This is a genomic window from Streptosporangium sp. NPDC049078 (assembly GCF_040648855.1).
Classification (GTDB): domain Bacteria; phylum Actinomycetota; class Actinomycetes; order Streptosporangiales; family Streptosporangiaceae; genus Streptosporangium.
The window spans coordinates 87,566-107,024 of record NZ_JBEZEL010000027.1 but is presented as its reverse complement, the minus strand read 5'-3'; the positions used below and the strand labels follow the sequence as shown (position 1 = coordinate 107,024).

Below are 19,459 nucleotides of genomic sequence, written 5' to 3'. Positions count from 1 at the left end.
ACTGGCTTTTAACACACTGTTGAGTTCTCAAGAAACGGACGCGTACACCATCACCCTGACCCGACCAACCGGTCCGGCAGAACTCCGGGGCGTTCCATTTCGTATTTCAACCGTACAAGCCTATCAAGATTGTGTCAAATTGCTGACCGGCAGCCGTATTGTCACAAAACCTGTAAACTCGCTAGGATTCTCTCCGCCTCGCTCTCGAGGCAACCCACCGAACCAACCCTGCCATCCAGGACACAGCGAACTCAACCGGTTTTCCGGTGACCTACGCGGAGTCCGAACGCTCAGGTTCGTTCAGGTGGAGTGGCCCTGGGCCCGTCCGCCGATCGGCGTCCGGCTCGCTCCGGGGCATTGAAAAGATTATGCGCCCTTCGAAGCATCGTCAAATCAGCTGCTTCCAACAAAACCGCAGGTCAGCGCGGTTGCTTAGGAAAACCAGGAGCGTTCGCTACCGGAACGTTACTCAACAAGACGGCCGGTATCCCGGCCGGAGCCGGACGCCGACCGCTCGAGATCTTCCGCGTTGACCTGACCAAAGGCCAAAAACCAACAAAGACCGGGACAACGCGGAAGATCCACATCACACCAGTGCGCGGATGTGCGGAGGAAAAGTCAGGGCGCGAGGATCTCGACGCCGCCGACGGAACGCTTGCCACGGCGCAGCACCAGGAAGCGTCCGTGGAGCAGATCATCGGCGGACGGCACGTACGCCTCGTCGGTGACCTTGACGTTGTTGAGGTAGGCGCCCCCCTCCTTCACCGCTCGGCGCGCCTCCGACTTCGACTTGACCAGGCCACTCTCGGCGAGCAGGTCGACGAAGGACGCCCCCAGGGTGGGGACCTCCGCACGCGGCACCTCGGCGAGGGCCTCCCCCAGCGTGCGCGCCGGCAGCTCCTGCAGGGAGCCCTGGCCGAACAGGGCCGCCGAGGCGGCGATCACCGCGGCGCACTCGTCGGCACCGTGCAGCAGCGTGGTGAACTCCTCGGCGAGCGCCCGCTGCGCCTCGCGCCCGGCGGGCCGCTCGGCGGCGGCCTTCTCCAGCCCTTCGATCTCCTCACGGGACCGGAAGCTGTAGATCTTGAGGAATTTCACCACGTCACGGTCGTCCGCGTTCAGCCAGAACTGGTAGAACGCGTACGGGGAGGTCATCTCCGGGTTGAGCCAGACCGCGCCGCCTGCCGTCTTGCCGAACTTGGTCCCGTCGGCCTTGGTGATCAACGGCACGGTGAGGGCGTGCACGTGGCTGCCTGTCACCCGGCGGATGAGGTCGGTTCCCGCCGTGATGTTGCCCCACTGGTCGCTGCCACCGATCTGGAGCGTGCAGCCGTGGCGTCTGTTCAGCTCCAGGTAGTCGTTGGCCTGCAGGATCTGGTAGCTGAACTCGGTGTAGCTGAGCCCTTCTCCGCCCAGTCGGGCCGAGACCGACTCTCGGGCGAGCATCCGGTTGACCGGGAAGTGCTTGCCGACGTCGCGCAGGAAGTCGATCGCGGACATGCCCTCGGTCCAGTCGAGGTTGCTGACGAGGATCCCGGTCTTCTCGTCCGAGAAGTCAAGGAACTTCTCCACCTGGACGCGGATCCGCGCCACCCATTCGGCCACGACGTCGGAGGAGTTGAGCGAGCGCTCGGTGCTCCGTCCGCTGGGGTCGCCGATCAGGCCCGTCGCGCCGCCGACCAGGCCGATGGCCCGGTGGCCCGCCCGCTGGAGGCGGGTGAGGGTGAGCAGCGGGACCAGATTGCCGACGTGCAGGGAGGGTGCGGTCGGGTCGAAGCCGCAATAGACCGTGATCGGACCCTCGGCCATCGCCGCGCGCAGGGCGTCGATGTCGGTGGACTGCGCGATCAGGCCGCGCCAGGCGAGGTCATCCAGAATGTCGGTCACGATCCTTGCTTTCCAATGCTCGAAGGGACATTTAGCGCTCTCGTACACCCTGCCCGATCACGGCACCACCGCGCCACTCGAAACCCTTCTCGCGCCCAGGACAGCCGGGAGAAAGATCGGCAGGGGAGAGCATGCGCGGCCTACCGGCGGCGCGGGACATGCGGGCGGTGGGGTGAGACCGTGGGCTCACCGTCGATCCAGAAGCGCCACGGCGTCTCCTTTCCTGACGATACGCCGGTGCGTGGCCCCGACAGGATGGATGGCGCCTTGGCAGGTTCGCCCTCGATCACGGACAGTGATCCCGGGGCGCAGGCGTCGAGCCCGTTGTGCTCGCGGGTGAATCCGAGCGCCACCGCCAGTCGCGCCGGCCCCCTGGCGAGATCGACCTCCCTGACGGGCTTGGTGCTTCCCGCGCTCCGGCGGGCCAGGGCGGTCTCCACGCCGGAGATCACCTCTCCGGCCCGCAGCAGCACACCGGAGCCGATCATCTCGGGGAGGCACGTGAGGTTGGCGCAGAAGTGCATACCGTATGTGAAATAGACGTACAGGTGACCCGGTGGGCCGAACATCACCGCGTTACGTGGCGTCCGGCCCCGGTAGGTGTGCGACGCGGGATCCTCACCCGGCAGCCCGTAGGCCTCTACCTCGGTGAGACGCAACGCGACCTGTCCGTGTACGAGCACCCGTCCCAGCAGGTCGGGGGCGACCTCGTGGGCGGGCCGGTCGAAGAAGCCGCGGGCCAGCGGCGTGTCGGACCGGTCCTCGCCCCGCATCAGCTTCCGCTCGCCCAGGCGGCCTGAGCGTCGACGATCTCCCGCAGCGCGATGAGCTGGTCGCGGACCCGGTCGGGTGCCGTACCGCCGTGCGCCTTGCGGGCCGCCAGGGCGCCGGGCACCGAGAGGACCTCACGCGAGTCGGGCGTGAAGTGCGGCGAGACCTTGGCCAGCTCCTCGTCGGTGAGCTCGCCGAAGTCCTTGTCGTTGACCTGGCACCAGACGACCAGGTGCCCGACCGCCTCGTGAGCCTCGCGGAAGGCGACCCCCCTGCGGACCAGCAGCTCGGCCAGGTCGGTGGCGAGCGCGAACCCGTCGGGGGCCGAGGCCTCCAGCTTGGCGGTGTTGACGCGCATGGTCGCGACGAGTCCGGCCATCGCAGGAAGGACCAGCAGCAGGCTGTCGACGGAGTCGAACACCGGCTCCTTGTCCTCCTGCAGGTCGCGGTTGTAGGTCAGCGGCAGGCCCTTGAGGGTCGTCAGCAGCGCCATGAGGTTGCCGATGAGACGGCCGCTCTTGCCTCGGGCCAGCTCGGCCACGTCGGGGTTCTTCTTCTGCGGCATGATCGACGAGCCGGTGGAGTAGGCGTCGTCCATCTCGATCCAGCGGAACTCCTGCGAGGCCCACAGGACGATCTCCTCGCCCAGCCGCGACAGGTGCACGCCGATCATCGCCGCGTCGAACAGGAACTCGGCGGCGAAGTCGCGGTCGGCGACCGCGTCCATCGAGTTGGGCGCGGCGGAGTCGAAACCGAGCTCTCCGGCCACGGCCCGGGGGTCGAGCGGCAGGGAGGACCCGGCCAGCGCCCCCGCTCCCAGCGGGGAGACGGCTGCGCGCCTGTCCCAGTCGCGCAGGCGATCGATGTCGCGGGCGAAGGCGTGCACGTGCGCCAGGAGCTGGTGGCCGAAGGAGACCGGCTGCGCGTGCTGCAGGTGGGTCATACCGGGGGCCGCGGTCTCCGCGTGCTCCTCGGCCTGGCTCATCAGCGCGGTCTCCAGCTCCACCAGCCTGGACACGATGTGCCTGACGTGGTCGCGGAGGTAGAGCCGTAGGTCGGTGGCGACCTGGTCGTTGCGACTGCGACCGGCCCGGAGCTTGCCTCCGAGTGTGCCGAGGCGTTCCAGCAGGCCGCGCTCCAGTGCGGTGTGGACGTCCTCGTCGGCGACGGTCGGCCGGAACTCGCCCGCCTTGCAGGCGCGCTCCAGGTCGTCCAGGGCGCCGATCATGCGCGCCAGCTCGTCGTCGCTCAGCAGGTTCGCGCGGTGCAGCACCCTGGCGTGCGCGCGCGAGGCCATCAGGTCGTACGGCACCAACCGCCAGTCGAAGTGCACGCTCACCGAGAGCCTGGTCAGCGCGTCGGCCGGACCTCCTTCGAACCGGCCGCCCCAGAGCCGCATGGGCTTGCCACCATCAGTCACCGTTGTTCTCCCTCCCAGTTCAATCCGCGACCTTAGCCCAATCGGACCGGTCGGGCGTCACGGGCGGAGGCAATCTTGGAGGGCAGGCTCCACAGCTCGACGAATCCCCTGGCGAGGGACTGGTCGAAGGTGTCGCCGGTGTCGTAGGTGGCGAGGTTGAAGTCGTACAGCGATGCCTCGGAGCGGCGCCCGGTCACGGTGGCCCGGCCGCCGTGCAGGGTCATCCTGATCTCGCCGGTGACGTGCTCCTGTGCCTCGGCGATGAAGGTGTCGAGGGCCTTCTTGAGCGGGGAGAACCAGAGGCCGTCGTAGACGAGTTCGCCCCAGCGCTGGTCCACCGACCGCTTGAAGCGGGCGAGGTCGCGTTCGACGGTGACGTTCTCCAGCTCCATGTGGGCGGTGATCAGGGCGATGGCGCCCGGCGCCTCGTAGACCTCTCGGGACTTGATGCCGACGAGCCGGTCCTCGACCATGTCGAGGCGGCCGACGCCCTGGGCGCCCGCGCGGCGGTTGAGCTCCTCGATGATCCGGAACGGGGTGAGGTGACGCCCGTCCAGCGCCACGGGGACGCCCTTGACGAAGCTGATGATGACCTCGTCCGCGTCGCGCGGCTGTGCCGGGTCGGCGGTGTAGGCGTAGATGTCCTCGATCGGGCCGTTCCAGATGTCCTCGAGGAAGCCGGTCTCGATGGCCCTGCCCCAGATGTTCTGGTCGATGGAGTACGGGTTCTTGCTGGACGTCTCGATCGGCAGGTTCTTCTTCTCGGCGTAGGCGATCGCCTTGTCCCGGGTCCACGCGTAGTCGCGGGCGGGGGCGATGACCTTGAGCTCGGGGTACAGGGCGGCCAGGCCGGCCTCGAAGCGGACCTGGTCGTTACCCTTGCCGGTGCAGCCGTGCGAGACGTGCGTGCCGCCGAACTCCTTCGCCGCCGCGGCCAGGTGCTTGACGATCAGCGGCCGCGACAGGGCGGAGACCAGGGGGTAGCGGTCCATGTAGAGGGCGTTGGCCTGCAGGGCGGGCACGCAGAAGTCGGTGGCGAACTCCTCGCGGGCGTCCACGACGACGGACTCCACGGCGCCGCAGTCGATGGCGCGCTTGCGGATGACCTCCATGTCCTCGCCGCCCTGACCGACGTCCACGGCGACCGCGACGACCTCGGCACCGGTCTTCTCGGCGAGGAAGGGAATGGCGACGGAGGTGTCGAGTCCTCCGGAGAACGCGAGTACGACCCGGTCGGTCATGATGGATATCTCCAAGATCTTGTTGGCACAGGAGTCAGATGTTGCCAGGGATGACCGCCTGAGCAGGCTAAATACGTCGGTCGGCGTGCCGCAGCAATCCCTCGGCGACAGCTGCCCCGCCCATCGGGTCGCGGCTGATGACGAGAATCGTGTCGTCTCCCGCGACGGTGCCCAGGATGGACTCCCAGTCGGCGTGGTCGATGGCGGAGGCGAGGAACTGCGCGGCGCCCGGCGGCGTACGGACGATGACCAGGTTGGCGGAGGCCTCGGCGGAGACGAGGAGTTCCTCCGCGAACCTGCTGAGCCTGGCGGCGGGTGACTCTCCGGTGCCGAGCCTGGCGAGCCCTATCCGGCCGCCGCCCTCCCCTGGCAGGGCGTAGACCAGGGAGCCGTCCTCGGCGCGCAGCTTGAGCGCGCCGAGTTCGTCCAGGTCGCGGGAGAGGGTGGCCTGGGTGACCTCGACACCGCTCTCCAGCAGGAGTTTGGCCAGTTCGGGCTGGGATCTGACCGGTTGCCGCTGCAGGAGGTCGGCGATCCGTGCCTGGCGGGCGACCTTGGTCATCGGGATCGTCACGCGGATCACCCGCCTCCGCGCGTGTCATCCGCGGGGTCGGCGTTCCGGGACCCGTCGCGGCCCGCCATCGAGACCAGCCAGTACAGCAGGGCCTTCTGGGCGTGCAGCCGGTTTTCCGCCTGGTCCCACACCAGGCTCCGCGGGCCGTCGAGGACCTCGGCGGAGATCTCCAGGTCGCGGTAGGCGGGCAGGCAGTGCAGGACGACGGCGCCGGGGGCGGCCCGGCTCATCAGCGCGGCGTTGACCTGGTACGGCATGAGGTCGGCGATCCGCTGTTCCTTGCCGTCCTGGCCCATGGAGACCCAGGTGTCGGTGGCGATCACGTCCGCGCCCGCGGCGGCCTCGGCCGGGTCGGCGAGGACGGCGACGGATCCGCCGGTCTCGGCGGCGACCTCGTCGGCCCGCCGGAGGATCTCGGCGTCCGGCAGGTATCCGGCGGGGGTGGCGATCCGCACGTGCATGCCGGCGACGGCCCCGCCGAGCAGGTAGGAGTGGGCCATGTTGTTGGCCCCGTCTCCGAAGTAGGCCAGGGTGAGCCCCGCCGTCCTGCCGAAGTGCTCCCGCACGGTCTGCAGGTCGGCGAGGATCTGGCAGGGGTGGAACTCGTCGGTGAGTGCGTTGACCACCGGCACCGAGGACGCCGAGGCCATGGCCTCGATCCTCTCCTGGCCCGAGGTGCGCCACACGATCGCGCCCACCTGGCGTTCCAGGACTCGGGCGGTGTCCTCGATCGACTCGCCCCGGCCCATCTGGGAGGATCCGGCGTCGAGGATGAGGGGGAGCCCGCCGAGCTCGCCGATACCGACCGCGAAGGAGACGCGGGTGCGGGTGGAGTGCTTGTCGAAGAGGACGGCGACGGTCTGCGGGCCCTCGAAGGGGCGGTAGGCGTAGCGGTCCTTCTTCACGGCCTCGGCCAGGTCGAGCACCTGGGCCTGCTCTGCGGGCGAGAGGTCGTCGTCCCTCAGGAAGTGCCTGACGTGCGCCTGTCCGGCGAGGTTACTGGGCATCTGCGGCCTCGTCGAGGATGGCGGGAAGGGCGGCCACGAAGGTCGCGACCTGGGCGGATGTGATCACCAGCGGGGGCGCGAGCCTTACCGCGTCGGGCTGGAGGGCGTTGACCAGGAAGCCCGCGCGCTGCGCGGCGGCCTGGACCTGGGCGGAGCGGTTGTCACTCAGCACGACGGCCCGCCACAGCCCCCGGCCGCGGACACCGGCGAGCAGCGGGTGGTCGATCGCGGCGATGCCCTCCACGAGTTCGGCGCCGAGGGTGCGGACGTGCTCCAGCAGGCCGTCCCTGTCGATGGTGTCGAGGACGGCGAGCGCGGCGGCGGCGGAGACGGGGTTTCCGCCGAAGGTGGAGCCGTGGTCTCCCTGGGCGAGGACGGCGGCCGCCGCGCCGAAGCCGACGCAGGCGCCGATCGGCATGCCGCCGCCGAGGCCCTTGGCCAGGGTGAGCACGTCGGGCAGGATGCCCTCGTGCTGGTGGGCGAACCAGTGCCCGGTGCGGCCGATCGCCGACTGGATCTCGTCGGCGACGAGCAGCGCGCCGGTGGCGTCGCAGATCTCCCTCGCGGCCGTGAAGTAGCCCTCGGGCGGGGGCACGACGCCCGCTTCGCCCTGGGTGGGTTCGAGGAAGACCGCCGCGCACTCGCCGGTGACCGCGTTCTTGAGCGCGTCCGCGTCACCGTAGGGGACGAAGCGGACATCGATCGAGAACGGGCCGAACTGGTCGCGGATCGAGGGCTTGCCGGTCAGGGCGAGCGCGCCGAGAGTACGGCCGTGGAAGGCGTTCTCCGCGGCCACGAAGTAGGTGCGGCCGTTCGACTTGCCGTACTTGAGGGAGAGCTTCAGCGCGGCCTCGTTGGCCTCGGTACCGGAGTTGCTGAGGAACACCTTGGCCGGGGCTTTGAGCAGGCCGAGCAGACGCTCGGCGAGCAGCACCTCGGGCTCGTGCAGGAAGAGGTTGCTGGTGTGGGCGAGCGTGGCGACCTGGCGGGAGACGGCCTCCACCAGCGCGGGATGGGCGTGGCCGAGCGAGCTGACCGCGATGCCGCCGATCAGGTCGAGATACTCGCGGCCGTCGACGTCCCAGACCCTCGCGCCCTCGCCTCGGGCCAGCGCCAACGGGGGCACGCCGTAGTTGGCCATGAAGGCGGCCTCGAAGCGCCTGGCGAGCGCCTCTCCGGCGGGGCTTTCCTGCGTGCTCACTCGTCGTTCCCCTTCAGCTGGGCGGGGGCCTCGGGCCGCCGCCTGACCGGCTCCGGCGCGGCCGCCGCCTCGGCGGCGTCCGGCAGCACCATGGTTCCTATGCCCTCGTCGGTGAAGATCTCCAGCAGCACCGAGTGGGGCACCCTGCCGTCGAGCACATGGGCCCGTGGCACGCCGCCCTGGACGGCGGTCAGGCACGCCTCCATCTTGGGGATCATGCCGCTGGACAGACTCGGCAGGAGCTTCTCCAGCTCGGTGGCGGACAGCTGCTCGATGATCTCGTTCTCGTCGGTGCCGGGGCGCCAGTCGCGGTACAGGCCCTCGACGTCGGTCAGGACGATCAGCTTGGAGGCCTGGAGCGCCACGGCGAGCGCGGCGGCGGCGGTGTCGGCGTTGACGTTGTAGACGGTGCCGTCGTCGCTGCGCGCGACCGAGGAGATCACCGGGATCCGTCCGTCGTCCAGCAGCGCCCGCACGGCTCCGGCCTCGACCTTGACGATGTCGCCGACCTGGCCGATGTCGACGCCGACGCCGTCGACGACGGCGTGCTTGCGTACGGCGGTGAACAGGTGGGCGTCCTCGCCCGACATGCCGATCGCGAACGGCCCGTGCCGGTTGATCAGGCCGACCACGTCGCGGTTGACCTGGCCGACGAGGACCATCCTGACGACCTGCATGGCCTCGGGGGTGGTGACCCTGAGCCCCGCGGTGAAGGTGGACTCGATGCCGAGGAGGTCGAGCTGGGCGTTGATCTGCGGCCCTCCCCCGTGCACGATCACCGGCTTGAGCCCGGCGTAGCGCAGGAAGACGACGTCGGCGGCGAACTTCTCGCGAAGGTGCTCCTCGGTCATCGCGTTGCCGCCGTACTTGATGACGACGGTCGCGCCGTGGAAACTCGCGAGCCAGGGCAGGGCCTCGATCAGCGTGGTGGCCTTCGTCAGTGCCTCGGCGCGCCTCATGTGGAGTACGCCGAGTTCTCGTGGACGTACTCCGCGGTGAGGTCGGTGGTGTGGATCGTCGCCGAATGCGGTCCCGCCGACAGGTCGATGGTGATCGTCACCTCGCGCGGGGTGAGGTCGACCTTGGAGCGGTCGTCGCCCGCGGCGCCGCCCCTGCAGATCCAGATGCCGTTCATCGCCACGTTGAGCCTGTCGGGTTCGAACACGGCGTCGGTGGTGCCGACGGCCGACAGCACCCGGCCCCAGTTGGGGTCCTCGCCGTAGATGGCGCACTTGAAGAGGTTGGAGCGGGAAACGGCGCGGCCGACGGTGACCGCGTCGTCCTCGGAGGCGGCTCCGACGACCTCGATGGCGATCGCCTTGGAGGCGCCCTCGGCGTCCATCAGCAGCTGGCGGGCGAGGTCGGCGCAGACGGCGAGAAGCACCTGCTCGAACTCGGCAAGGTCGGGAACGACCCCGGAGGCGCCGCTGGCCAGGAGCAGCACGGTGTCGTTGGTGGACATGCAGCCGTCGGCGTCGAGGCGGTCGAAGGTGACCCGCGTCACCTTACGGAGCACCTCGTCGAGGTGCTCGGCGGGCAGGTCCGCGTCGGTGGTGATCACCGACAGCATGGTGGCGAGGCCGGGGGCGAGCATGCCCGCGCCCTTCGCCATGCCACCGACCATGTAGCCGCCCTCGCCTTTTCTGAAGGAGATCTTCGAGACGGTGTCGGTGGTGCGGATGGCGTCGGCGGCGGCCAGGCCACCGTCCCTGGCGAGCTGGGAGACCGCGAGGTCGACCCCGGCCAGCAGCGAGTCCATCGGCAGCCGCTCGCCGATCAGGCCGGTGGAACAGACCGCGATCTCCCCCGCCGAGTCTCCCAGTGCTTCGGCGACCTTCTCCGCGGTGGCGTGGGTGTCCTGGAAGCCGAGCGGCCCGGTGCAGGCGTTGGCGCCGCCGGAGTTGAGGACGACGGCGTGGACCCGGCCTCCGGCCAGCACCTGGGCGGACCACAGGACCGGCGCGGCCTTCACCCGGTTGCTGGTGAAGACCCCGGCCGCGGCGCGCGAGGGGCCGTCGTTGACGATCAGTGCCAGGTCGCGGTCGGCGCTGGACTTGATCCCGGCGTCGACACCCGACGCCCGGAAGCCGAGAGGTGCGGTCACGCTCATGGGGCGACTCCATTGAGAGGTAGGCCGAACTCTTCCGGCAGGCCGAGGGCGAGATTGGCGCTCTGGATCGCGCCTCCGGCCGTGCCCTTGGTGAGGTTGTCGATGGCGACGACGGCGACGACGCGGCCCGCGCGCTCGTCCAGGACGACCTGGAGAGCGGCGGTGTTGGCGCCGAGGGTCATCGAGGTCGCGGGCCACTGCCCCTCGGGGAGCAGCCGCAGGAACGGTTCGTCCTTGGTGGCGGTCTCGTACGCCTCGCGCAGGACCGCCGAGGTGAGGCCGGGCCTGGCGGGGGCGGTGCAGGTGGCGAGGATGCCGCGGCTCATCGGTGCCAGCACGGGGGTGAAGGAGACGGTGACCGGCTCACCCGCCAGGGGGGAGAGGTTCTGCTCCATCTCCGGGGTGTGCCGGTGGACGCCGCCGACACCGTACGCGCTGGCGGAGCCCATCACCTCGCTGCCCAGGAGGTTCGGCTTGGGCGCCCTGCCGGCCCCGCTGGTGCCGCTGGCGGCGACCACCACCACGTCGGGTCCGACGAGTCCGGCGGCGAAGGCGGGGAACATGGCCAGGGTGACGGCCGTCGGGTAGCACCCCGGCACGGCGATCCTCCGGGTGGCGCGCAGCTCCTCGCGTCGCCCCGGCAGCTCGGGCAGCCCGTAGGGCCAGGTGCCCGCGTGGACGCCACCGTAGAAGTGCTCCCAGGCGGCGGGGTCGGCGAGCCGGAAGTCGGCGCCGCAGTCGACCACGAGGGTGCCGTCGCCGAGCCGCTCGGCGACGGCGGCCGACTGCCCGTGCGGCAGGGCGAGGAAGACGAGGTCGTGGCCGCCGAGGGTCTCGGGAGTGGTCTCCAGCAGGATCCTGTCGGCCAGCGGGGCCAGGTGTGGCTGGTGGGCGCCGAGGGCGGTGCCCGCGCTTGAGGCCGCCGTCAACGCGCCGATCTCGATGCCGGGGTGGGACAGCAGCAGGCGCAGGAGCTCACCTCCGGCGTAACCGCTGGCACCCGCGATCGCCGCTCTCATCCGACCCCTCTCGGTTTCTGCATATTCATGCACTACTTCTCATGGACTTACTAGAAAGATTATGCATCTTGAAGGATTGCCATGCAAGCCCGGCGAGGGCGACGGGCTTCCAGGCTCAGAAATACCCCACCCAGGCTGAAAGATCAGAAAATCACGCTTCGCGACTTGTGAATACGGGCACGAGGCCATCGGTCATGTTTCGGCCCTGTTGCACGTACCTACCGGTCGGTATCGTGACGTTTCCGGCCCCTCGTCCTCCGGGAGTGCGAACGCATGACTGTCACCCATGACCAGCTCCAGGCCCGGCTCACCGCACCGGGGCAGCTTTTCGAGACGGAGGAGATCCTCAGCCACGGCGGGACCGTCAAAACCTGGAAGCACGCGCCCCGCGACTTCCGGGCACTTCTCGAGACGAGCAGGTTCCACGGCGACAAGGTCTTCCTGGCGTACGAGGACGAACGCATCACCTACGAGGAGCACTACCGGCTGGCCGCCACGCTCGCGCGACGCCTGGTGGACGACTACGGCGTGGTCAAGGGCGACCGGGTGGCCATCGCCATGCGCAACTACCCCGAATGGGTGATCGCCTTCTCGGCCGCGCTGGCCGCGGGGGCGATAGCCGTACCGCTCAACGCGTGGTGGACGCCGCAGGAGCTGGAGTACGGGCTTTCCGACTCGGGGGCCAAGGTGCTGATCGCCGACGGAGAACGGGCGGCCGGGCTCGCCGGGCCCGGCCCGGCGCTCATCGTGACCCGCGGCGAGACACCCGAGGGCGCCCGCTCCTTCGAGGACGTGCTGGGCGAGGTGGAGGCGGACGTGACGCCGCCACCGGTCGACCTCTCCCCCGAGGACCCGGCGACGATCTTCTACACCTCCGGCACCACCGGCCACCCCAAGGGCGCGCTCGGCAGCCACCGCAACCTCGGGCAGTCGCCGATGACCGTCGCCTACGGCATGTACCGGGGCGCGATCAGGGCGGGCAAGGATCCGGGTGAGACCTCGGGGCAGCGGCGGGTCACCCTGCTCACCGTGCCGCTCTTCCACGCCACCGGCTGCTTCGCGGTGCTGACCACCACCATGTTCAGCGGGGGTGGCCTGGTGCTGATGTACAAGTGGGACCCGGGCCGCGCGCTGGAGCTGATCGAGCGCGAGCGGATCACCGGTCTCACCGGCGTACCCACCAACGTGTGGCAGCTCCTGTCGCACCCCGACCTGGACAAGTACGACATCTCCAGCCTCAGCGGCCTCGGGTACGGCGGCGCCCCCGCACCGCCGAAACTGCTGGAGCGCATCACCGAGCAGCTGCCCAACCGCTCCTCCTCCAACGGGTACGGCATGACCGAGACCACCGCGCTCGCCATCAGCAACACCGGAGCCGACTACCTGGCCAAACCCGACAGCATCGGCCTGCCGATGGCCGTGGTCGAAGTGCGGATCGCCGACCCGGGCGGCCGCGAGGTGCCGGTCGGCGCGGTCGGCGAACTCTGCCTGCGCGGGCCGAACGTCATCCTGGGCTACTGGAACCGGCCCGAGGCCACCGCGGAGACCATCGTCGACGGGTGGCTGCACACCGGAGACCTCGCCAGGGTGGACGAGGAGGGGTTCGTGTTCATCGTGGACCGGGCCAAGGACATGGTCATCCGCGGCGGCGAGAACGTCTACTGCGCCGAGGTCGAGGCCGCACTGTTCGAACACCCGGCGGTCGAGGACGCCGCGGTGATAGGAATCCCTCACGAGGAACTGGGCGAGGAGGTCGGCGCGGTGCTCCGCCTGTCGTCCCCGGCGAGCGACGAGGAACTGCGGGCCTTCCTGCGCGAGCGGATCGCCCCCTTCAAGATCCCGGTCAGGTTCTGGGTGCGCGAGACGGAACTCCCCCGCAACCCCGGCGGCAAGATCCTCAAGACCCGCCTGCGCCAGGAGGTCCTCGACCTCTGACACACCGCTCCGTACCCGCAGGAGACCCGCAGGAGACCCCGGGGGGCCACATGCGGCCGGGCGTCCCGTCGTCATCGCCTTCCGCGCGCCGGAAACGGTTTTCCGACACCCCACCCCGACGGTGACCCGTTCGGAAAAATGGTTTGCCCTCGCGCAGGTCACCGTCGACACTGACTGCTCGTGCCGGAAAACGCCGATCGACCGATCAGATCCCTGCTTCGCCGTCTGGCGATGGATCTCAGCCCTCTGCGCGACTCGCGTGACTTCCGGCTGCTCTTCGGCTCCGGCGTCATCACGATGTTCGGCACCTTCCTGACACTGGTCGCGGTCCCGCTGCAGATGAAGGAGCTCACCGGCTCCTACCTGGCGGTCGGCCTGGTCAGCGTGGCCGAGTTCGTCCCGATGGTGGTGTGCGGGCTCTGGGGCGGAGCGATCGCCGACGCCCTCGACCGGCGCAAGATCATTCTCCTCACCGAGGTGGGCCTCTGCCTCACGGTCGCGATCCTGACCCTCAACGCGCTGCTGCCGAAACCACAGATCTGGGTGCTGTACGTGGTCGGCGCGCTCTCGGCCGGGCTGGGCAGCCTGCAGCGGCCCAGCCTGGAGGCGCTGCTGCCGCGCGTGGTCAGGCACGACCAGCTGACCGCGGCCGCCGCCCTCAGCGCATTCCGGTGGAACCTGGGCGCCATCGTCGCCCCGGGCCTCAGCGGCCTGATCGCGGCCTGGTTCGGCGTCGCCGCCGCGTACGGCATCAACGTCGTGACCTTCCTTGCCTCCCTGGTCCTGCTCTGGATGGTCCGGGCCCAGCCGCGCTCGGAGGACAGTCCCGAAGCCTCGATCGGTTCCCTGATCGAGGGGGTCCGCTACGCCGTGGGCCGCTCCGACCTGATGGGCACCTATCTGGTCGACATCGCCGCGATGATCTTCGCGTTCTCCACCGCGCTGTATCCGTTCCTCGCCGACGAGCTGGGCGCCCCCGAGGCTCTCGGACTCTTCTTCTCCGCCTCCGCCATCGGCTCGCTGATCGCCTCGGTCACCTCCGGATGGACCGCGCACGTGCACCGGCACGGCCTCGGCGTGATCGTCGCGGCGGCCGTATGGGGGGTGGCGGTGGCGCTGGCGGCGCTGATGCCCAACGTCTGGGGCATCTTCGCCTTCCTGGCCGTGGCCGGAGCCGCCGACATGATCAGCGGTGTCTTCCGCTCGACCATCTGGAACCAGACCATCCCCGACGAGTTCCGCGGCCGTCTGGCGGGGATCGAGCTGCTCTCCTACACCAGCGGCCCGATGCTCGGCAACGCCAGGGCGGGCCTGATGGCCCAGCTCGGCGGCACCCGCTTCTCCCTGGGCGCCGGCGGGCTGCTGTGCGTCGGCGCGGTGGCCGCGATGGCCGCACTGCTGCCGAGGTTCCGCACCTATGACGCCCGCACCGACGAACACGCGGTCAGGGAGCGCGCCCGCCGCGAGGAGGCCGCCCGCGTCTGAGACGGGCACCGGCGAACATCCTCACGGAACGCAATCCCATTGCTACTGTGAGACCATGACGGTCGACGTTCGGAGCCCTGAGATGACGGAGTCCTCACTGCCCGACTGGGCCTTCCCCCCGCCGGAGGGGTTCGTCGCAGAGGATCTCGATCGCATTCCGCAATTGCCCGCACACACAGAGTTAATTGATGGAAGCCTGGTCTTCGTGAGTCCTCAGGCTTCTTTTCACACGCGCACCATGTATCTCCTGGAGACGGGTCTTAACAGGACCATTCCAAAAGATCTTCGAGCGCGCCGGGAGATGAGCGTCGTCCTGGGCGAGCGGCAACGGCCCGAGCCCGACATCAGCGTCATCCATGCCTCCGCCGAGCACAGCTCGGAGCAGACCTTCTACCGGGCCGATGACGTCGTGCTGGTGGTGGAGGTCATCTCCCCCGACTCCAAGGAGCGCGACCGCGACCGCAAGCCGACGCTGTACGCAGAGGCGGGCATCGCGCACTTCTGGCTGGTCGAGAACCAGTCGGGAAAGCCCGCCGTCTACGTCTACGAGCTCGACCCGGTCGCCAAGTCCTACGTTCTCACCGGCATCCACCACGACCAGCTCAAGATCTCGGCGCCGTTCGACATCGACATCGACCTGACGGAGATCGACCGGCGCTAAGGTCCCGCCCCGCGCGCCCCGCACACCACCCGAGGCAGGCTTCAGCGCACCGGCCAGACGTCCCCCGGTGCTGGCCTCTCCAGGCGGGAGCCCACCGGGCGGGCCGCGTCCCACCAGCGCCTCACCCGCTCTCGAGCCAGCCCTCGTACCTCTCGGCCAGCGCCTCCAGCCGGGTAAACCCCTCCGGCGACAGCGCGCCGGAAGGGTCTTCGATAACCACCAGCCACTGAGCGTCCTCGGCGTCGTCCTCGCCCGCGAGGGTCTCCCTCACCACCTCGGGCACCCCGATCCCCGGGAACTCCACAGCCACGATCTCGGCGACCTCCTCGGCGTCGTCACGCTCGGCGAACACCAGCAGATGCCTCATCACCCCTCCTCCCGGACAAAGCTCTTCTCCGCTCCGGCAGGCGATCCGCCCCAATCGACCGGCATACGCCATCACCTCCCAGGAAACGGACATCCCAGCCCGGTACGGCGAAGAGGGGCCCGGGGCACGCCCCGAGCCCCCCGGTGAACCGGTCAGGCTCCGCGCTGTCGCGCCCCGGTGCGCTCCGCCGCCAGAGCCACGGCCGCGTCACGGGCCGCGGTGGTCTCCTCCACGGTGAGCGTCCGGTCGGACGCCCGGAAGCGCAGCGAGTAGGCGAGGGACTTTCCGCCCTCGCCGACCTGGGCGCCGGTGTAGACGTCGAACAGCCGGATCGACTCCAGCAGCGGGCCCGCGCCCTCGCGCAGCGCCGCCTCCACCGCGGCCACCGGGGTCGCCGCGTCGACGATGAGCGCGACGTCCTGGCTCGCGACGGGGTAGGCGGAGATCGCCGGAGCCTGCGGCGAACCGGCGGCGAGCGACTCCAGCCGGGTCAGCTCCAGCTCCATCGCGCAGGTGCGCGGCGGCAGGCCGTACGCCTCGACGACGCGCGGGTGCAGCTCACCGGCGTGACCGACGAGCACGTCACCGGCGTACAGCGCGGCGCAACGACCAGGGTGCCAGGGTTCGTGCCGGTCCGCGCGGACCTCAAGGGTGACGCCGGCCTCCGCAGCCACCACGCGGGCCGCCTCGACGGCGTCCGCCCAGCCGGCCGGGCGTCCCTTGCCCCACCAGCCGGACGGCTCGAACTCCCCGGCCAGCACGACCCCGACCCGAAGCGGCTGGGCGGGCAGCGCGGACTCGATCGAGGCGAGCTCCTCCGGGCTCGGCCTGCGGTCGACGCCCAGCACGGGAGCGACGGAGGGCACGTCGGACGAGGGCCGGTAGACCAGACCCGCCTCGAACAGCGCCACGTCGCCGAACCCCCGGCCCACGTTGCGTACCAGCGTCTTGAGCAGGCCGGGCAGCAGGGTCGTCCGCATCAGCGGCTCGTCCTCGCTGAGCGGGTTGGCCAGCCTTACGGCCACGCGGCGCGCGTCGTCGGCGGGCAGCTGCAGGTTGTCCAGATCGTGCTCCCCGGTGAAGGGGTAGGCGAGGATCTCGACGTATCCCGCGGCGGCCAGGGCGCGGCCCACCCTGCGGCGCAGGCGCTGGCTCTCACTGAGACCGGCGCCCGCGGGGGCGGCGGGCAGGATCGAGGGCAGGTTCTCGTAGCCCTCCAGCCTGATGACCTCCTCGGCGAGGTCGTTCGGGTCGGTCAGGTCGGGCCGCCACGAGGGTGGGGTGACCGCCAGCATGTCGTCACCGGTGACCGCGAGTTTCGCGGCGATTCCGGCGGAGGCCGGGTCGCCCGTGGCGGCGGTGCCGCCTGCCGTGCCACTCGTCACCGATCCGGTCGCGGTGGCGGAGCTCTCCACCGTGCAGCCGACCTGCTCCAGGCGGCGGATCACCGTCTCGCGGTCGTAGGCGGTGCCCGCGACCCTGCCCGGGTAGCCGCTCGGGACGGCGATGTGGACCGGTTCGACCTCCACCTCGGCGTGGGTGACGCCCGGCTGGATCGTACCGCCGCCGAGCTCGGCCAGCAGCTCGGCCGCACGCCAGGAGGCGTACAGCGGTAGCTCCCTGTCGACGCCCCGCTCGAAGCGCTTGGATGCCTCGCTCACCAGGTTGTGCCGGCGCGACATGCGCGCGGTGCCGCTGGCGGAGAAGTGGGCCGCCTCGATCACGATGTCGGTGGAGGTGTCGGAGATCTCGGTGTGCAGGCCGCCCATGGTGCCGGCCATCGAGATCGCGCCCGACCCGTCGGTGATCAGGATGTCGTCCGGGTGGAGCTTTCGGACCACGTGGTCCAGCGTCTCCAGCGTCTCGTCCGGCTCGGCCCTGCGCACCACGATCTCGCCGGTCAGCTTGGCCGCGTCGAAGGCGTGCAGCGGCTGGCCCATCTCCAGCATGACGTAGTTGGTGACGTCGACGGCGAGCGAGACCGGGCGCATACCGGCACGGGAGAGCCGGGCGCGCATCCACAGAGGACTCGGCGCCGACGGGTCGAACCCACGGATCTCGCGAAGCACGAAGCGGTCGCAGGCCGACGGGTCGGCGATCGAGGCCGGATAGGACGGGGCCGACGCGGCGGGCGGGGAGACGTCGGCGGGGTCGATGAACGCCGAGTCGAAGGCGGTGGCGGCCTCGCGGGCCACACCCCTGATCGAGAGGGCGTAGCCGATGTCCGGAGTGATCTCCAGCTCGAGCACGTCGTCACGCAGGCCGAGCAGCTCGACCACGTCCGCGCCGATCGGGGTGCCGGCGGGCAGCACGAGGATGCCGGGTGAGGAGTCGGCCATGCCGAGCTCCGCCTCCGAGCAGATCATGCCGTCGGACAGGCGCCCATAGGTCTTGCGCGAGGCGATCTCGAATCCGCCGGGCAGCACGGCGCCGGGCAGCGCGACCGGAACGCGGTCGCCGGCCTCGAAGTTGGTCGCGCCGCAGACGATCTCACGTGGCGCGGCCTCGCCCACCTCGACCTGACAGTGGCGGATGGGCTTCTTGAAACCCTCCAGCGTCTCGAAGGAGATCACCTCGCCCACGACGACGTTCTTGATGTCGTGACCGTAGGAGGTGACGGATTCGAGCTTGAGACCGGCGGCGGTGAGCTTCTCGGCGATCTCGTGCGCCGTGACGGCGGGGAGATCGACATACTCCCGCAGCCATGAAAGCGGGACCTTCATCAGATCTCCATTCCGAAGGGAAGCGTGAAGCGGACGTCTCCCTCGACCATGTCGCGCATGTCCTCGACGTTGTGACGGAACATCAGGGTGCGCTCGACGCCCATGCCGAAGGCGAAGCCGCTGTAGCGGGCGGGGTCGACGCCGCAGGCGACGAGCACCCGCGGGTTGACCATGCCGCAGCCGCCCCACTCGATCCAGCCCTCCGACTTGCAGGTGCGGCAGTACGGGTTGCCCGGCAGCGCGGAGGCGCCGCGGCAGACGAAGCACTTCAGGTCCATCTCGGCGGAAGGCTCGGTGAACGGGAAGTAGTTGGGCCGGAAGCGGGTGGTGATGCCCTCACCGAACATCACCTCGGCGAACCGGTCGAGGGTGCCCTTGAGGTGGGCCATGGTCAGGCCCTCGTCGATCGCCAGCCCCTCGACCTGATGGAAGACCGGGGTGTGGGTGGCGTCGAGCTCGTCGGTGCGGAACACCTTGCCCGGCGAGATCACGTAGACCGGGAGCTCCCGGGTAAGCAGCGCGCGGATCTGGACGGGAGAGGTCTGGGTGCGCAGCACCTTGCCGGAGTCGACGGACTCCACGAAGAAGGTGTCGTGCTCCGAGCGCGCCGGGTGGTCGGGAGAGATGTTCAGCGCGTCGAAGTTGAACCACTCCCCCTCCAGCTCGGGCCCCTCCGCCACCTCGTAGCCCATCGCGACGAAGGCGTCGGCGATGCGCTCCTGAAGGGTGGTGAGCGGATGCCTGGCGCCGCGGGGGGCGCGGGTGGAGGGCAGCGTGACGTCGACGGTCTCCTCGACGAGGACCCGCTCGTCGCGCTCGGCCTCCAGCTGTGCCTGCCGCTCGGCGAGGGCGTCGGCGACCGCCCGGCGGGCGCCGCCGATGCGCTTGCCCGCCTCGGAACGGGCCGCCGGAGGCAGTGCGCCGATCTCACGGTTGGCCAGGGCGATCGGCGAGCGGTCACCGGCGTGCGCGAGGCGCACCTGCTTGAGTTCTTCGAGGTCGCGCGCCGCCTTGATGGCGTCGAGCGCTTCGGCCTGCATGCGCGCCATCTCGTCGGC

Annotated in this window: 16 protein-coding genes; 3 read left to right on the top strand and 13 right to left on the bottom strand. The window is 70.0% G+C overall.

The genetic code is table 11. The annotated features are described in order from the left end of the window. Positions 1 to 618: 618 nt before the first annotated feature. The 10 genes from tyrS to argC form a co-directional block, all read right to left on the bottom strand. Positions 619 to 1,887 (bottom strand): tyrosine--tRNA ligase, encoded by a 1,269-nt coding sequence (gene tyrS / locus AB0B90_RS35990; RefSeq protein ID WP_350949190.1) that lies wholly within the window; start codon positions 1,885 to 1,887, stop codon positions 619 to 621. Between the two features lie 140 nt (positions 1,888 to 2,027). Further along, complete coding sequence (locus AB0B90_RS35985; RefSeq protein WP_362926487.1) at positions 2,028 to 2,660, bottom strand: DNA-3-methyladenine glycosylase; 633 nt, start codon at positions 2,658 to 2,660, stop codon at positions 2,028 to 2,030. After that, positions 2,660 to 4,057, bottom strand: a complete 1,398-nt coding sequence (gene argH, locus AB0B90_RS35980) for an argininosuccinate lyase (RefSeq protein ID WP_350949196.1) — start codon at positions 4,055 to 4,057, stop codon at positions 2,660 to 2,662. Before argH ends, AB0B90_RS35985 begins: the two co-directional genes overlap by 1 nt. Positions 4,058 to 4,110: 53 nt before the next feature. Then, positions 4,111 to 5,319 (bottom strand): argininosuccinate synthase, encoded by a 1,209-nt coding sequence (locus tag AB0B90_RS35975; RefSeq protein WP_350949188.1) that lies wholly within the window; start codon positions 5,317 to 5,319, stop codon positions 4,111 to 4,113. A gap of 67 nt (positions 5,320 to 5,386) precedes the next feature. After that, complete coding sequence (locus AB0B90_RS35970; protein ID WP_350949187.1) at positions 5,387 to 5,893, bottom strand: arginine repressor; 507 nt, start codon at positions 5,891 to 5,893, stop codon at positions 5,387 to 5,389. Positions 5,894 to 5,898: 5 nt separating this feature from the next. Beyond that, the gene (gene argF, locus AB0B90_RS35965; RefSeq protein WP_362926486.1) at positions 5,899 to 6,900 is read right to left on the bottom strand and encodes an ornithine carbamoyltransferase; all 1,002 of its coding nucleotides are present in this window, start codon (positions 6,898 to 6,900) and stop codon (positions 5,899 to 5,901) included. Then, positions 6,890 to 8,041: an acetylornithine transaminase gene (locus AB0B90_RS35960; RefSeq protein ID WP_362926488.1), complete on the bottom strand. Its 1,152-nt coding sequence runs from the start codon at positions 8,039 to 8,041 to the stop codon at positions 6,890 to 6,892. Before AB0B90_RS35960 ends, argF begins: the two co-directional genes overlap by 11 nt. A 56-nt stretch (positions 8,042 to 8,097) precedes the next feature. Continuing rightward, the gene (gene argB, locus AB0B90_RS35955) at positions 8,098 to 9,060 is read right to left on the bottom strand and encodes an acetylglutamate kinase (RefSeq protein ID WP_350949185.1); all 963 of its coding nucleotides are present in this window, start codon (positions 9,058 to 9,060) and stop codon (positions 8,098 to 8,100) included. Then, positions 9,057 to 10,211 (bottom strand): bifunctional glutamate N-acetyltransferase/amino-acid acetyltransferase ArgJ, encoded by a 1,155-nt coding sequence (argJ, locus tag AB0B90_RS35950; protein ID WP_350949184.1) that lies wholly within the window; start codon positions 10,209 to 10,211, stop codon positions 9,057 to 9,059. Before argJ ends, argB begins: the two co-directional genes overlap by 4 nt. Continuing rightward, complete coding sequence (argC, locus tag AB0B90_RS35945; RefSeq protein ID WP_350949183.1) at positions 10,208 to 11,230, bottom strand: N-acetyl-gamma-glutamyl-phosphate reductase; 1,023 nt, start codon at positions 11,228 to 11,230, stop codon at positions 10,208 to 10,210. Before argC ends, argJ begins: the two co-directional genes overlap by 4 nt. Before the next feature lie 273 nt (positions 11,231 to 11,503). Here argC and AB0B90_RS35940 point away from each other — a divergent pair, with 273 nt between their 5' ends. From AB0B90_RS35940 to AB0B90_RS35930, 3 genes are all read left to right on the top strand, one after another. Further along, positions 11,504 to 13,165 carry a class I adenylate-forming enzyme family protein gene (locus AB0B90_RS35940; RefSeq protein WP_350949182.1) on the top strand — a complete coding sequence of 554 codons (1,662 nt, stop codon included), beginning with the start codon at positions 11,504 to 11,506 and terminating at the stop codon, positions 13,163 to 13,165. A gap of 231 nt (positions 13,166 to 13,396) precedes the next feature. After that, positions 13,397 to 14,650, top strand: a complete 1,254-nt coding sequence (locus AB0B90_RS35935) for an MFS transporter (protein WP_362926485.1) — start codon at positions 13,397 to 13,399, stop codon at positions 14,648 to 14,650. Continuing rightward, positions 14,583 to 15,311 (top strand): Uma2 family endonuclease, encoded by a 729-nt coding sequence (locus tag AB0B90_RS35930; RefSeq protein WP_362926484.1) that lies wholly within the window; start codon positions 14,583 to 14,585, stop codon positions 15,309 to 15,311. Before AB0B90_RS35935 ends, AB0B90_RS35930 begins: the two co-directional genes overlap by 68 nt. 121 nt (positions 15,312 to 15,432) lie before the next feature. Here the strand turns inward: AB0B90_RS35930 and AB0B90_RS35925 are convergent, their stop codons facing one another. The 3 genes from AB0B90_RS35925 to pheS form a co-directional block, all read right to left on the bottom strand. Continuing rightward, on the bottom strand, positions 15,433 to 15,678 hold the full coding sequence (locus AB0B90_RS35925; protein ID WP_362926483.1) for a hypothetical protein: 246 nt from the start codon (positions 15,676 to 15,678) through the stop codon (positions 15,433 to 15,435). A 152-nt stretch (positions 15,679 to 15,830) separates the two neighbouring features. Further along, complete coding sequence (locus AB0B90_RS35920) at positions 15,831 to 18,401, bottom strand: phenylalanine--tRNA ligase subunit beta (RefSeq protein ID WP_362926482.1); 2,571 nt, start codon at positions 18,399 to 18,401, stop codon at positions 15,831 to 15,833. Continuing rightward, positions 18,401 to 19,450 carry a phenylalanine--tRNA ligase subunit alpha gene (pheS, locus tag AB0B90_RS35915; protein WP_350949194.1) on the bottom strand — a complete coding sequence of 350 codons (1,050 nt, stop codon included), beginning with the start codon at positions 19,448 to 19,450 and terminating at the stop codon, positions 18,401 to 18,403. Before pheS ends, AB0B90_RS35920 begins: the two co-directional genes overlap by 1 nt. Between the last annotated feature and the right edge of the window lie 9 nt (positions 19,451 to 19,459).